11 protein-coding genes are annotated in these 12,642 nt (G+C 63.0%); 4 read left to right on the top strand and 7 right to left on the bottom strand.

Annotation, left to right across the window (positions count from 1 at the left end; all coding sequences use genetic code 11):
• Positions 1-23 precede the first annotated feature (23 nt).
• Positions 24-998: a CHAD domain-containing protein gene (locus AB8Z38_RS36975; protein ID WP_369722454.1), complete on the top strand. Its 975-nt coding sequence runs from the start codon at positions 24-26 to the stop codon at positions 996-998.
• Here AB8Z38_RS36975 and AB8Z38_RS36970 read toward each other — a convergent pair.
• Positions 995-2,851 carry a PHA/PHB synthase family protein gene (locus AB8Z38_RS36970; protein WP_369722452.1) on the bottom strand — a complete coding sequence of 619 codons (1,857 nt, stop codon included), beginning with the start codon at positions 2,849-2,851 and terminating at the stop codon, positions 995-997. The two genes, AB8Z38_RS36975 and AB8Z38_RS36970, sit on opposite strands and share 4 nt — an antisense overlap.
• A gap of 67 nt (positions 2,852-2,918) precedes the next feature.
• Positions 2,919-3,266, bottom strand: coding sequence for a hypothetical protein (locus AB8Z38_RS36965; RefSeq protein ID WP_369722451.1), 348 nt, complete (start codon positions 3,264-3,266; stop codon positions 2,919-2,921).
• A 190-nt stretch (positions 3,267-3,456) separates the two neighbouring features.
• Here AB8Z38_RS36965 and AB8Z38_RS36960 point away from each other — a divergent pair, with 190 nt between their 5' ends.
• Complete coding sequence (locus tag AB8Z38_RS36960; protein WP_369722450.1) at positions 3,457-4,185, top strand: CBS domain-containing protein; 729 nt, start codon at positions 3,457-3,459, stop codon at positions 4,183-4,185.
• 13 nt (positions 4,186-4,198) lie between these two features.
• Here AB8Z38_RS36960 and AB8Z38_RS36955 read toward each other — a convergent pair whose 3' ends face one another.
• The 3 genes from AB8Z38_RS36955 to AB8Z38_RS36945 form a co-directional block, all read right to left on the bottom strand.
• Positions 4,199-4,651 (bottom strand): RidA family protein, encoded by a 453-nt coding sequence (locus AB8Z38_RS36955; protein WP_369722449.1) that lies wholly within the window; start codon positions 4,649-4,651, stop codon positions 4,199-4,201.
• Positions 4,652-4,672: 21 nt separating this feature from the next.
• Positions 4,673-6,364: a benzoate-CoA ligase family protein gene (locus AB8Z38_RS36950; protein ID WP_369722448.1), complete on the bottom strand. Its 1,692-nt coding sequence runs from the start codon at positions 6,362-6,364 to the stop codon at positions 4,673-4,675.
• Between the two features lie 148 nt (positions 6,365-6,512).
• On the bottom strand, positions 6,513-7,004 hold the full coding sequence (locus tag AB8Z38_RS36945) for a MarR family winged helix-turn-helix transcriptional regulator (RefSeq protein WP_143846033.1): 492 nt from the start codon (positions 7,002-7,004) through the stop codon (positions 6,513-6,515).
• A gap of 282 nt (positions 7,005-7,286) precedes the next feature.
• Here AB8Z38_RS36945 and AB8Z38_RS36940 point away from each other — a divergent pair, with 282 nt between their 5' ends.
• Positions 7,287-8,462, top strand: a complete 1,176-nt coding sequence (locus AB8Z38_RS36940) for an ABC transporter substrate-binding protein (RefSeq protein WP_369722447.1) — start codon at positions 7,287-7,289, stop codon at positions 8,460-8,462.
• Positions 8,463-8,492: 30 nt separating this feature from the next.
• Positions 8,493-8,951 (top strand): cupin domain-containing protein, encoded by a 459-nt coding sequence (locus AB8Z38_RS36935; protein ID WP_369722446.1) that lies wholly within the window; start codon positions 8,493-8,495, stop codon positions 8,949-8,951.
• A gap of 9 nt (positions 8,952-8,960) precedes the next feature.
• On the opposite strand, the gene AB8Z38_RS36930 is transcribed toward AB8Z38_RS36935, so the two are convergent.
• Both AB8Z38_RS36930 and AB8Z38_RS36925 read right to left on the bottom strand, forming a co-directional pair.
• Positions 8,961-10,211 (bottom strand): flavin-dependent oxidoreductase, encoded by a 1,251-nt coding sequence (locus AB8Z38_RS36930; RefSeq protein ID WP_369722445.1) that lies wholly within the window; start codon positions 10,209-10,211, stop codon positions 8,961-8,963.
• 56 nt (positions 10,212-10,267) lie between these two features.
• Positions 10,268-12,619, bottom strand: coding sequence for a bifunctional salicylyl-CoA 5-hydroxylase/oxidoreductase (locus AB8Z38_RS36925; RefSeq protein WP_369722444.1), 2,352 nt, complete (start codon positions 12,617-12,619; stop codon positions 10,268-10,270).
• Between the last annotated feature and the right edge of the window lie 23 nt (positions 12,620-12,642).

Genomic DNA, 12,642 nt, shown 5'->3' with positions numbered 1-12,642 from the left:
ATTCTGATCGGCGCGGGAGTAGGATGGCGCGACCCACCACGAGTTCGAGCGCGACCGCTCGCACCAAGCCTGCGGCGAGGCGCAATGCGCTGCCCGCCCGCCTCAGCCCTGGCATGGCCTGCGATACCGCCTTCCGGATCATCGCCCGTCGTCATCTCGACGCTGTGCTTGCCCAGCACGACGGTACCTGCCGCGGCGACCCCGATGCGCTGCATCGGATCCGGATCGCGCTGACACATCTACGCACCACCATCCGCTTCTTCTCTCCCATGGTTGACGATGCGCTGCGGCCAAAAGTCTGGGTCGAGCTGAAGTGGCTGAATGGCCAGCTCGGCATGGTGCGGGACCTCGACGTCGCGATCGAACGCGTGGTGGCCGAGAGCGGCAACGAGCTCGCCGTGATTGCCGAGCTCCAGCACTGGGACGAGAAACGCGCCGAAAGCCACCGCCTGCTGGCGCGCGCGCTGCAATCTGCGCGATACCGGCGCTTGGTCGAGGAGACTTCGGCCTGGATCGAGAGTGGCCAATGGTCGACCGGACGCAGCAAGGAGGTCATCAGGCTGCGCCGCCGCTCGCTCGCCGATCACGCGAGCGCGCAACTGACGGAATGGGAAAAGACGCTGCTCAAAAAGGCACGGAAGCTACGCAAGTTCGACGTCGAGAAACGGCACAAGCTGCGGATTCTCAACAAGCGTCTGACCTATTCAATCGACTCGCTGCAGGACCTCTTCGCCGACAAGTCGCTGACGAAACAAAAGTCGATCCTCAAGCAATTGCGCAAGGCGCAGCGATCACTCGGACAGCTGAATGACGATGCGCGCGGGCAGGCCTTGGCTGCGTCATTGAACGGCGGCGGTATGGAGGCGGGCATTCGCTTCCTCGACCTAAAGCGCGAAAAGAAGCTGCTAGAAACCGCCGCGAACGCCTATCGGAAGCTCGACAAGGCCAAGCCTTTTCGCTCCTCGGACCTCGCGCCCGATCCAGCGACCGAGGACTAGGTGTGGACGTAGTCGCCCGGCGCGTCGGGCAGACCGTCGACGTTCCCGAATCCCATCCGAGGCGGGTCGCCAAGTACACCGGAGCGGGCGGTCAGCCATTTAGACCATTCCTGCCACCACGATCCCTTTGCATGCGGCGCCAGCTTCAGCCACTCGTCCCGGTCGACATGGGACGCATCCGCCGCCTTGGTCATGACCTGGTAGCTATGCCCAGGCTCGCCAGGAGGCGCCACGACGCCGGCGTTGTGCCCTCCGCTCGTCAACAGGAAGGTCACATCGGCGTCGACCTGATAGTGAATCTTGTAGACCGATCGCCACGGCGCTACATGGTCCCTGAGCGTGCCGACGACGAACATCGGCGCGTGAATGTCGGCGAGCGATACGCTTTTTCCGTCGACGTGGTAGCGGCCTTCGGCCAGGTCATTGCTGAGGAACAACTTGCGCAAATATTCGGAGTGCATGCGATAAGGCAGGCGCGTGGCGTCGGCGTTCCAGGCCATCAAGTCGCTGGGCGGCGCCCGCTCTCCCATCAGGTAATCGTGCGACAGTCGGGACCAGATCAAATCATTGGATCGCAGGAGCTGAAAAGCGCCGGCCATCTGCGTCGTGTCGAGATATCCCCGCTCCCACATCATGTCTTCCAGAAAGGCGACCTGACTCTCGTTGATGAAGAGCGTCAGCTCACCTGCCTCGGTGAAGTCCGTCTGCGCAGCAAGCAATGTGATCGTCTTCAGCCGGTTGTCGCCGTCGCGCGCCATCGCGGCAGCCGCGATCGACAGCAAGGTACCTCCAAGACAGTAGCCGAGCGCATGAACCTTCCGGCGCGGCAGGATGCAGGCAATCGCATCCAACGCAGCGCTGACGCCCAATTTGCGGTAGTCATCGAAGGTCACATCGCGATCGCTCGCATTCGGATTGCGCCAGGAGATCGCAAACACCGTAAAACCCTCGCCGGTCAGATATTTGACCAGCGAATTCTGCGGCGACAGGTCGAGGATGTAGTATTTCATGATCCAGGCCGGCACGATCAGTATCGGCTCGGGCCGCACCTTTTCGGTGGTCGGATGATACTGGATCAGCTCGATCAGGTCGTTCCGATAGACCACCTTGCCGGGCGAAGCAGCGACGGTCTTGCCGACGACGAACTGCTCGTCGCCTGCCGTCTTTCCTGCAGAAAGCATTCGTATCAAGTCGCTGTACCAGTTCTGCCAGCCGAATACGAAATTCTCACCTCCGCTCCGGAACGCCTTCTGAAGCACCTCTGGATTGCTGGCAGCGAAGTTCGATGGCGCCAGCATGTCGAGCACCTGTCGGCCCGAAAACTCGACGATCGCCTCGTTCGCGGGGGAGACGCCATGCACGCCGGTCGCGGCATCGTGCCACCACCGCTCTCCAAGCAGAAACGACTGCGCATAGAGATTGAAAGGAGGGCTTTCCCACAATGGCGCCGCGAAACGGCGGTCCTGTGCTTGCGGCTTGATCACCGACCAGGGATTTTGGGCCGGCGAGGCGGCACGCGCCGCGGCGTCGATAAACCGGTCAGTGTCACGAACGACATCGCGTGCCCTCTCCAGCTGCCGCTGCGGCGAGGCGGCAAGATGCGAACTCCAATCGAGGTAGGCGAGCGACAGCGCTACCGGCGAAATCCCACCGGTGAATCGCGCCAGCATCGCGTGGAATGCGCGGTCGAGCGGGTATGGCTCGGTGACGGGCTGCGCGTCGACAGCAGGGAGATTGGATGACTGCTCGACGCTTGGAGCCGGTAAGGCGCAGCGCGTTACCAAATCAATGGGCGGCTCGGCCGTCAGCTGCTCTTCAGCCAGGCGAAGGCCCGAGGTCTGCGTGAGAGTCATGGCTGAATGTTCTTGTTCGCTTCCGATCTCACGTCCATGACAGCGCCGGCCAGCCGCGGGCGACCGTTCAACAGGCTGAAAGTCGCTGCCAGCACTCGCTCTCCGTGCCGAAAATAACGATCGCAATCGCGACGTATAAAGTCGAGCTGATGCTGGCTGCATTCCCTGTACATGGCGCCCAGTCTCTCATGGAATGGGAGCCGGCCAGTTTCGATACGAACTCCGCCAGCAAATGCGTTTCCGTTTGGGTTCGGTCCAGCAGTTCATTGGCTGCGAACACGATTTCCTCGAACACGAGTCCCTGCGTACCAAGCGCGGTATCCAGGGCACGTCGGTTTGCACCCGCCAGTCCGGCGATCGGATCAGAGGGCAATGGTTCCGCTGCAGGCTCGTGCAATTGGGCGAACTCACTCACGGTCAACCTCCTGACCACCCATGAGGGTGCTTGTTCATCATGGTACAGCCAGTTGGTCCGAAAACGTTGAGCTGCATCAAATCGTCCGCCCTCCGCCAAAGCCTTGGCGCGATTGACCTGCCTCAAATCGATCAGCGTCGTCGAGACTAAGCTTCAGCCTGGATGTCCATCACAAGCAGCGGAGTTCTCCATGCGCGCCCACCAGATCATGACCCGCTCGGTCATCTCGGTCACTGCCGAGACCAGCATTGTCGAGGCGGCGAACATCATGCTGAAGCGGCACGTCAGCGGCCTCACCGTGGTCGACGGTGCCGGCAAGCTGATCGGCGTCGTCTCGGAAGGCGACTTCATCCGTCGCAGCGAAATCGGTACCGGACGCAAGCGAGGGCGCTGGCTGCGGTTTATTCTTGGCTCCGGCAAATCGGCCAGCGACTTCGTCCACGAGCATGGCCGCAAGGTCTCGGAGGTGATGACCGCCTCGCCCGTGACCATCACCGAGGATACGGCGCTGGCGGAGATCGTCGATCTGATGGAGCGACACAATGTGAAGCGCCTGCCCGTGGTGCGCGGCGACCGGGTCGTCGGCATCGTCTCGCGGGCCAATTTGCTACAGGCGGTCGCCGGTCTCGCCCGCGAGGTGCCGGATCCGACGGCCGACGATGATCACATTCGAGCCCGGGTCCTCGATGCCATGGAGAAGCACGATTGGTGTCCGTTCGGACTGAACGTGATCGTCCGCGACGGCATCGTTCACCTCAGCGGCGTCATCACCGAGGAACGGGCGCGGCAGGCCGCAATTGTCGCCGCGGAAAACGTCGAGGGCGTCAAGAAGGTGCACGACCATTTGTGCTGGGTCGACACCATGTCCGGCGTCTATCTGAATTCGCCGGAGGACGACGATCTCGCCAAGGCGAGCTGAAGCCGGACCCTGTTCAGCGGGGAATAACGGCGGTGGCCTCGATCTCGACGCGCGCCGCCTTCTCGACCAGGCGGACGACCTGAAGAAGCGCCATCGCCGGATAATGCGTGCCGAAGATGGTGCGGTAGATCTTGCCGAGCTCCTTCAAATTCGCCAGGTATTCGTCCATATCGACGACATACCAGGTCAGGCGCACGAGATGCTCGGGTCGTGCACCGGCTTCGGCCAGAATTGCCGCAATGTTGCTCAGCGTCTGGTGCACCTGCGCAACGAAGCCTTCGGCGAGACGCTCCTCGGCATCCCAACCGATCACGCCGCCGGTGACGACGATTCGTCCCTCGGCAGCCATGCCGTTGGCATAGCCCTTCGGCATCGGCCAGCCCGAAGGCTGAAGCACCTGCACCACTGACCGGGTGTCGTCCTCGGTGGACAGCACCGCAAGCTGCGGGCCTTTTGGCGTCGTCACGGACAATGGTCTATCCTCTTCTCAGTCTGCCGCGACACCAGATGACGTCACTGCGGCCTGCGCCAGCTGCCGCAAGGCAAAGCGCTTCAACTTGCCGGTCTCGGTCTTCGGCAACTGCGTCACAAACTCGATCGCACGCGGATATTTGTAAGGAGCGATCTCGCGCTTGACATGCTCCTGCAACTCGGCCGCGAGCGCCGCGTCCGGCGTGATGCCAGGCGCGGCGACGACATAGGCCTTCACGATCATTCCGCGCGCTTCGTCCGGTGCTCCGACAACACCGCACTCGGCGACCGCCGGGTGCGTGAGCAGCGCAGCCTCGACATCCGTACCAGCGATGTTGTAGCCGGCGGACACGATCATGTCGTCGGAGCGGGACTGGTACCAGAAATAACCGTCACTATCCATCAGATAGGTGTCGCCAGTGATGTTCCAGCCGTTCTGCACGTATTTGCGCTGCCGCTCGTCGGCGAGATAGCGGCAGCCGGTCGGCCCGCGCACCGCCAGCCGCCCGAGCGTGCCCGGCGGCACATCGTTGCCTGAATCATCGACGATCTTGGCCTCATAGCCGGGCACGGGTTTGCCGGTCGCACCGGGACGGATCTCGTCTTCGGTCGCACTGATGAAGATATGCAACATCTCGGTGGATCCGATGCCGTCCATCAGCTTGATGCCGGTCGCCTTGAGCCAGGCATCGAATGTCGGCTTGGGCAACGTCTCACCCGCGGAGACACACTTCCGGAGCGAGGAAATGTCGCGGCCCGGAAGCTTGCCGATCATGGCGCGGTATGCCGTTGGCGCCGTGAAGCAGACCGTGGTCTTGTACTGCTCGATCGCCATCAGGATGTCGTCGGGCGTGGTCTTCTCCAGAACGACGAAGGAGGCGCCGATATGCATGGGAAAGAGAACGCCGCCGAAACCGAAGGTGAAGGCGAGCGGCGCCGAGCCGACGAAGCGATCGGTCTGCTCGGCCCGAAGAATGTTGCGTGCGTAACCGTCGCATACCGCCAGCATGTCGCGGTGGAAATGCATGGTGCCCTTGGGTTCGCCCGTCGTGCCGGACGTGAAGGCGATCAGGCAGATATCGTCGGATGCGGTATCGACCGCGGCGAACTCGGGACTGGCATCGGCGACCATCGCCTCGAGCGAATTGGCCGCACCGTTGCCCCAGTACACAACATGTTTGAGACCGGGCGCGGCGGCTTTGGCCTTCTCCATCTCGTCGGAGAGTTTTCCGTCGCAGAGCGCATGCGTGATCTCAGCTTTCTGGATCGGGTAGGACAGCTCCTTGGCGCGCAGCAACGGCATCGTCGCCACGCAAATGCCACCGGCCTTGATCACCGCGAGATAGGTCGCAACCATCATCGGGCTATTCGCGGAGCGCAGCATCACGCGCCCGCCGGTCACGAGCCCGAGCTTGCCGACCAGCACGTTGGCAATGCGGTTCACCAGCGCTTGCAGCTCGCGATAGGTGTAGCTGACGGCGGGGCTGATGACGCAAGGCGCATCGCCGTGGCCCTGCTCGACCCAGCGATCGAGGAAATAGCTGACGCAGTTCAATCGGGGCGGATAGTTCAGCTCCGGTCGCGTGAAGATGAATTCCGGCCAAAGTTCCGGCGGCGGCAGATGCTGCCGCGCAAAACCATCGACATGGGCGCTCGCAGCGTTGCCGTCATACGAGCCCGGGACTTGAATCTTGGCGGCGTTGGCCATCGCACGCTCCTTTGCGCATGGAAAGCACCCGGCAGCACTCACTGGGAAACATTTTAGGCTTAAAGCAATTTTGCGCAATAGCCGATTTTGGAGATCCGGTGCTTTTTCCTGTGGCAAAGAGGACTGGCGGGCCGCCCCGCCCGCGGACTCAGGACCGGCGGCGCGCGGCCGATTTCTGCGCGGAGGCCTTGGTCTTGGCGAGGAGCCGCATCAGTTCGCGCACATCCTTCGGCGTGAGGTCGGCGAAGAGATCGGCGATCCAGGTCTCGTGCTCCGCCGCCATCCGACGAAACTCGGCGCGGCCGAGCTTTGTGAGGCGGATCACCTGGACCCGGCGGTCTGTCTCCGAGGTACGTCGATCGAGATGGCCGGATTCCACCAGGCGTTCGACCAGGCCCGTGACGTTGCCATTGGACACCATCATGCGCTTGGAGACGTCCGACAGCGTCATGCCATCAGGCGCCTTGTCGAGCTGCGCCATCAGATCGAAACGGGGCAATGTGACGTCGAAGCGTTGCCGCAGCCGGCCGCGGACTTCTCCTTCGATCAAGGTCGTACAGGTCAACAGGCGCAGCCACAGCCGAAGCTCTTCGGCATGGTCCTCGGGCGTTTCGACGGCCTTGGTCTCGGAATCGAGCATCTTGATGCAGTCATCGGCGGCCGGCGTTGGTGCCGGCACGGATTTCCCAACATTTTGAGCTTCAAGTAAATCCGCGCGGGCTGCAAGCCTAAAGCTGCAACAATCGGGCTGCACGCCAATTTCTTTAAGCTTCAAGCAATTGGCGCGGCGCTTGCATGATCGTCGCCCTGCGCTGGCGCGATGCCGCACGGCCTTTGCTTGCCGCGCCGGGCATCATCGGCATAAGCTTGGATCAGAGTATGCGGCCTGCAACGCGGGCCCGATAGTCACGGGGGACAGATCATGAAGACGCAATCGACCTTGGCCGCAGCCGCCTTGCTGCTCGGCATCGCGGTGAACCCTGCCCTCGCCCAGGAGAAGATCAAGCTGGGTGTGATCGTGACCCTGTCCGGGCCCGCCGCCGCGCTTGGCCAACAGGTCCGCGACGGCTTTGCGCTTGCCGTGAAGGATCTCGGCGGCCGGATGGGCGGCCGCGATGTCGAGGTCGTCGTGGTCGACGACGAGCTGAAGCCGGATGCGGCGGTGACCAAGGTCAAGGGCCTTCTGGAGCGTGACAAGGTCGACTTCGTGGTCGGCCCGATCTTCTCCAACGTCCTCCAGGCCATTCACCGGCCCGTCACGGAATCGAAGACCTTTCTCATCAGCCCCAATGCGGGCCCCTCGACCTATGCCGGCAAGGACTGCAGCCCGTTCTTCTATGTGACCTCGTATCAGAACGACCAGGTCCACGAGATCCTTGGCAAGGTGGCGCAGGATCGCGGCTACAAGCGCATGTACCTGATGGTGCCGAACTATCAGGCCGGCAAGGACTCGGTCGCCGGGTTCAAGCTCGACTACAAGGGCGAGATCGTCGAGGAATCCTACATGCCGCTGAACACGCTGGACTTCCAGCCGGAGCTTTCCAAGATCGCGTCGCAGAAGCCGGATGCGCTCTTCACCTTCATGCCGGGCGGGCTCGGCGTCAACCTCGTGAAGCAGTATCGGCAGGCCGGCCTCGCCGACAGCATTCCGGTGCTCTCGGCTTTCACCGTCGATGAATCGACCTTGCCGGCGCAGCAGGACGCAGCGGTCGGCATGTTCGGCGGCGCCAATTGGGCGCCCAATCTCGACAATCCGCAGAACAAGAAGTTCGTCGCCGCCTATGAGGCGGCCTACAATGGCGTGCCCGGCACTTATGCTTTCCAGGCCTATGACGCCGCCATGCTGATCGACAGCGCTGTCAAGTCTCTGAAGGGTGACCTCTCCAACAAGGACGCCGTCGCCGCCGCGCTGAAAAAGGCCGACTTCACCTCGCTGCGCGGCGCTTTCAAGTTCAACACCAACGGCTATCCGATCCAGGACTTCTATCTCACCAAGGTCGCCAAGCGTCCGGACGGCAAGTTCCAGACCGAGATCGTCCAGAAGGTTTTCGAGAACTATGGCGACCGCTATGCCAAGGACTGCAAGGCGGCGAACTGAAATCGCCTATCGAGTTACGGGAGGACTGCAATGAAGAGCGAAATCACCGGCATCACGCGGGCCAATGAAGGAATCCAGGGGATATCCTGGAACATCCTGGGCCAGACCTATGTGCCGAAGAGCAACACCGAGCACAGCTTCTCCTGGCACGCGACATTGCCGCCGGGCACTTTCGTGCCGCCGCATATCCATCCCGACCAGGATGAGTATCTCTACATGCTCGAAGGCAAGCTCGACTTCATGCTCGGCAATTCGGAGTCGCAGGCGACCCCTGGTGACTTGATACGTCTCGGCATGGGCGTGCCGCATGGCATCTTCAACAAGTCGGACCAGACCGCAAAGGTGCTGTTCTGGGTCTCGCCGACCCGCAAACTGTTCGACCTGTTCTGGGGCCTTCACAATATGAAGGAACAGAAGCCGGAGGACGTGGTGGCGATGGCCGCCGAGTTCAACATCCACTTCCTGCCGCCGCCGCCCGGCGCCGGCTAGCAGCTCACATCAACCGCGCACGGCCGCGAGGCCCGGCACTGCGGCGAAGCCGGCTTTGCTGGCATAGCCGCGCACGATGGCCTCGCGCTGGGAATAACTCAGCACGTTATCGACATTGTCGAAGCCGTCCGGCGCAAGCTGCTCGACGGCGTCGATGACGCCCTCGGGGCCGCCGCGCCGGTTGGAGCGGACGATGTCCGCCGTCATCGGCAGCCGCTTCTTCTCGTATTCGACCAGCGCCTGGCGCGGATGCTCGGCGCGCAGCAGCGCATCGGCAAGGCAGCGCGCATCGAGGATCGCCTGCGATGCGCCATTGGAGCCGACCGGATACATCGGATGCGCGGCGTCGCCGAGCAGCGTGACCCGTCCGGACGACCAATAGGGCAAGGGATCGCGGTCGCAGGTCGGATATTCGTAGAATTCCGGCGTCGCGGAGATCAGGCTTCTCACGTCGATGTAAGGCACGGAGAAGCGCGCCACATGCGGCATCAACTCCTCGCGCCGGCCCGGCCGCGACCAATCTTCCTTCCGCGGCGGTGGCGCATTGCCCTCGCCGACCTTCACCAGCACCGCCCAATTGGTCAGCCGGCTCGCCGGGCTCGATCCCTCGGCGATCGGATAGACCACCACCTTGGCATTGAGGCCGCCGGCCACGATCATCGATTTTCCGGTGAGGAACACCGGCCAGTCGCGTGCACCGCGCCACAGCATCAAGCCGTTCCAGCACGGCGGCCCCTCGTTCGGGAATAGCGTCTCGCGCACCCGCGAATGGATGCCGTCGGCACCGATCAGGATATCGCCGCGCGCCGTATGGATGTGCGCGCCGGTACGATCGAAGAAATAGGCAGTGACGCCGCCCTCGTCCTGCGTGAAGGCGCCGAGACGGCAACCCGTGTGGATTGCGTCCTGCCCGAGCCGCTCCTCGACGGCATGATGAATCACGCCCTGAAGCCTGCCGCGGTGGATCGAGAATTGCGGGACATCGTGGCCGGCGTCGATGCCGCGGGCTTCGCGCCAGACTTCCTGGCCGTGGCGGTTGAGGTAATAGAGCTGGTCGGTGCGGATCGCGACGTCGTCGAGCTTCTGCAGCAGACCGAGGCCTGCGAGCTCGCGCATGGCATGCGGCAGCGTGTTGATGCCGACGCCGAGTTCGCGGATGGTGTCGGCCTGCTCGAAGATTTCACAACCGATGCCACGCGACCGCAGCATCAACGCCGTGGTGAGACCACCGATACCGCCACCGACGATAATTGCCTTCATCGCCCTAACTCCACTCGATACCACACCAGGCAATGAGGTTAACGTCGCACGGCCGGTTACTCGGCCGCAAGCGGCTTTGTCGCCTCCGCCTTGAGCTCGGCCCGGGTCTTGGGCTTAGCCTTAATTCTCAGCTCCTCGAGATCCTGCCGGTCGCGCACGCTGTTGCGGAAAATCTGCTCTTTCCCGGGCAAATATTGCGGCGGGCAGAAAGTCGCATCCGCCCCGTACCAGGCCGCAGCCTTCATAGTGAAGAAGGGGTCGACAAGATGCGGACGGCCGAGGGCGACCAGGTCAGCCCGCCCTGCGGCCAGGATGGTATTGGCCTGGTCCGCAGTCGTGATGTTGCCGACGCACATGGTCGCCACGCGCGCTTCGTTGCGGACCTGGTCGGAGAACGGCGTCTGGAACATGCGCCCGTAGATCGGCTCCGCATCGCGCACCGTCTGTCCGGTCGAGACGTCGACGAGATCGACGCCGGCCTCGGCGAAGGCACGCGCGATGGCCACGGCATCGTCGCCGTCGATGCCGCCCTCCGCCCAGTCGGTTGCGGAAATCCGCACCGACATCGGCTTGTGCGAAGGCCACACCGCCCGCAGCGCCTCGAAAACCTCGAGCGGGAAGCGCAAGCGGTTGGCGAGCGAACCGCCATATTCGTCGGTGCGCGTATTCGTGAGCGGCGAGATGAAGCTTGCGAGCAGATAGCCGTGGGCGCAGTGCAATTCGAGCATGTCGAAGCCGCAGCGCTCGCCGCGTTCGGCCGCCGCGATGAAGGCGTCTCTCACCGCATTCATGGCGGCGCGATCGAGTTCGCGCGGCACCCGGCTGTCGGGGAAATAGGGCAACGGCGACGCCGAGACCACCTCCCAGCCGCCTTCATCGAGCGGCCGGTCGATGCCGTCCCACATCAGCTTGGTCGCGCCCTTGCGGCCGGCGTGCCCCAGCTGCAGGCAGATCTTTGCGGCCGAGTTGGCATGGATGAAATCCACGATGCGACGCCAGGATGTCTCCTGCTCGTCGTTCCACAGCCCTGCGCAGCCGTGCGTGATCCGGGCGTCAGGGCCGATGCAGGTCATCTCCGTGAAGACCAGGCCGGCGCCCCCGATGGCGCGCGAGCCGTAATGCACCAGGTGGAAATCGGTCGGCACGCCTTCCCTCGCCGAGTACATGCACATCGGCGACACCACCGCGCGGTTGGCGATCTCCATCTCGCGCAGCCGGAACGGCTGGAATAGCGGCACCATCGGCCTGCGGGTATCGACGTCAAAACCGTTGGCGCGAACCTGCTTTGCGAACGATTTCTCGACCTCGGCGACAAAATCCGGTGCACGGAGCTTCAGATTGTCATAGGTGATCGCCTTCGAACGCGTCATCACGCCGAAGGCGAACTGCACGGGATCGAAATCCCAGAAGCGGTCGACGTGCTCGAACCAGACCAGCGACACGTCCGCAGCATGCTGCGTCTTCTCGACCTCCTCGCGGCGGCCCTGTTCGTAGACCTCCAGCGCCGCCTTGATGCTGGGCGCGTTCTGCAGCGCCTCGGCCAGCGCAATTGCGTCTTCCATCGCGAGCTTGGTCCCGGAACCGATCGAGAAATGAGCGGTCGCCTTGGCGTCGCCCAGCAGCACCATGTTGTTCTTGACCCAGCGCTTGCTGCGGATCATCGGGAAATTGCGCCACATCGAACGATTGGTGAGAAGCTTGTGACCGTCGAGGAACCAGCCAAAGATCTCGGCCATCCGCGCAGCGGACTGGCTCTCGTTCAGCCCCGTCAGTCCGGCCCGCTCGAACGTCTGCGGGTCGGTTTCGAAAATCCAGGTCGAATGGCCGGCCTGGTATTGATAGGCGTGGGCGATGAACGGGCCCCACTCGGTCTCCTGGAAGATGAAAGTGAACGCATCGAGCGGCCTGGTCGAGCCCATCCAGGCGAACTTGTTGGCGCGGAGCTCGACCTCAGGCTCGAAATGCTCGACGTGTTTCTCGCGGAAACGGCTGTTGATGCCGTCTGCCAGCAGGATGAGATCGGCATTGGCGAATCGAGCCTCGTCTTCGATATCCGCTTCGAAAAACAGATTGACGCCGAGCTCGCGAGCCCGCTCCTGGAGGATCAGGAGCAGCTTCTGCCGCGAGCAGCCGCAGAAACCATTGCCGCCGACCCGGTGCACCGTGCCGCGGAAATGCACGGCGATGTCGTCCCAGTAGGCGAATTCCTGGGTGATGCGGCGGTAGCTCGGAAGATCGTGCTTCTCGAAATTGTCCAGCGTGGCATCGGAAAACACCACACCGAAGCCGAAGGTATCGTCGGCGCGGTTGCGCTCATACGCGGTGATCTCGGCGCCCGGCCGCTGCTTCTTGAGCAGGATCGCTGCGTAAAGACCCGCAGGTCCGCCACCGATGATCGCGACTTTCATGGGAGCCTCGCCAATTCACCCGG

The sequence above is a fragment of the Bradyrhizobium sp. LLZ17 genome (genome assembly GCF_041200145.1).
Lineage (GTDB): Bacteria > Pseudomonadota > Alphaproteobacteria > Rhizobiales > Xanthobacteraceae > Bradyrhizobium.
This window is presented reverse-complemented; position numbering and strand designations above follow the sequence as displayed.

Excerpts from the sequence above, each read along its gene's own strand:
- AB8Z38_RS36975 (WP_369722454.1), top strand. The coding sequence starts at position 24 with ATGGCGCGACCCACCACGAGTTCGAGCGCGACCGCTCGCACCAAGCCT.
- AB8Z38_RS36970 (WP_369722452.1), bottom strand. The coding sequence starts at position 2,851 with ATGACTCTCACGCAGACCTCGGGCCTTCGCCTGGCTGAAGAGCAGCTG.
- AB8Z38_RS36960 (WP_369722450.1), top strand. The coding sequence starts at position 3,457 with ATGCGCGCCCACCAGATCATGACCCGCTCGGTCATCTCGGTCACTGCC.
- AB8Z38_RS36950 (WP_369722448.1), bottom strand. The coding sequence starts at position 6,364 with ATGGCCAACGCCGCCAAGATTCAAGTCCCGGGCTCGTATGACGGCAAC.
- AB8Z38_RS36945 (WP_143846033.1), bottom strand. The coding sequence starts at position 7,004 with ATGCTCGATTCCGAGACCAAGGCCGTCGAAACGCCCGAGGACCATGCC.
- AB8Z38_RS36940 (WP_369722447.1), top strand. The coding sequence starts at position 7,287 with ATGAAGACGCAATCGACCTTGGCCGCAGCCGCCTTGCTGCTCGGCATC.
- AB8Z38_RS36935 (WP_369722446.1), top strand. The coding sequence starts at position 8,493 with ATGAAGAGCGAAATCACCGGCATCACGCGGGCCAATGAAGGAATCCAG.
- AB8Z38_RS36930 (WP_369722445.1), bottom strand. The coding sequence starts at position 10,211 with ATGAAGGCAATTATCGTCGGTGGCGGTATCGGTGGTCTCACCACGGCG.
- AB8Z38_RS36925 (WP_369722444.1), bottom strand. The coding sequence starts at position 12,619 with ATGAAAGTCGCGATCATCGGTGGCGGACCTGCGGGTCTTTACGCAGCG.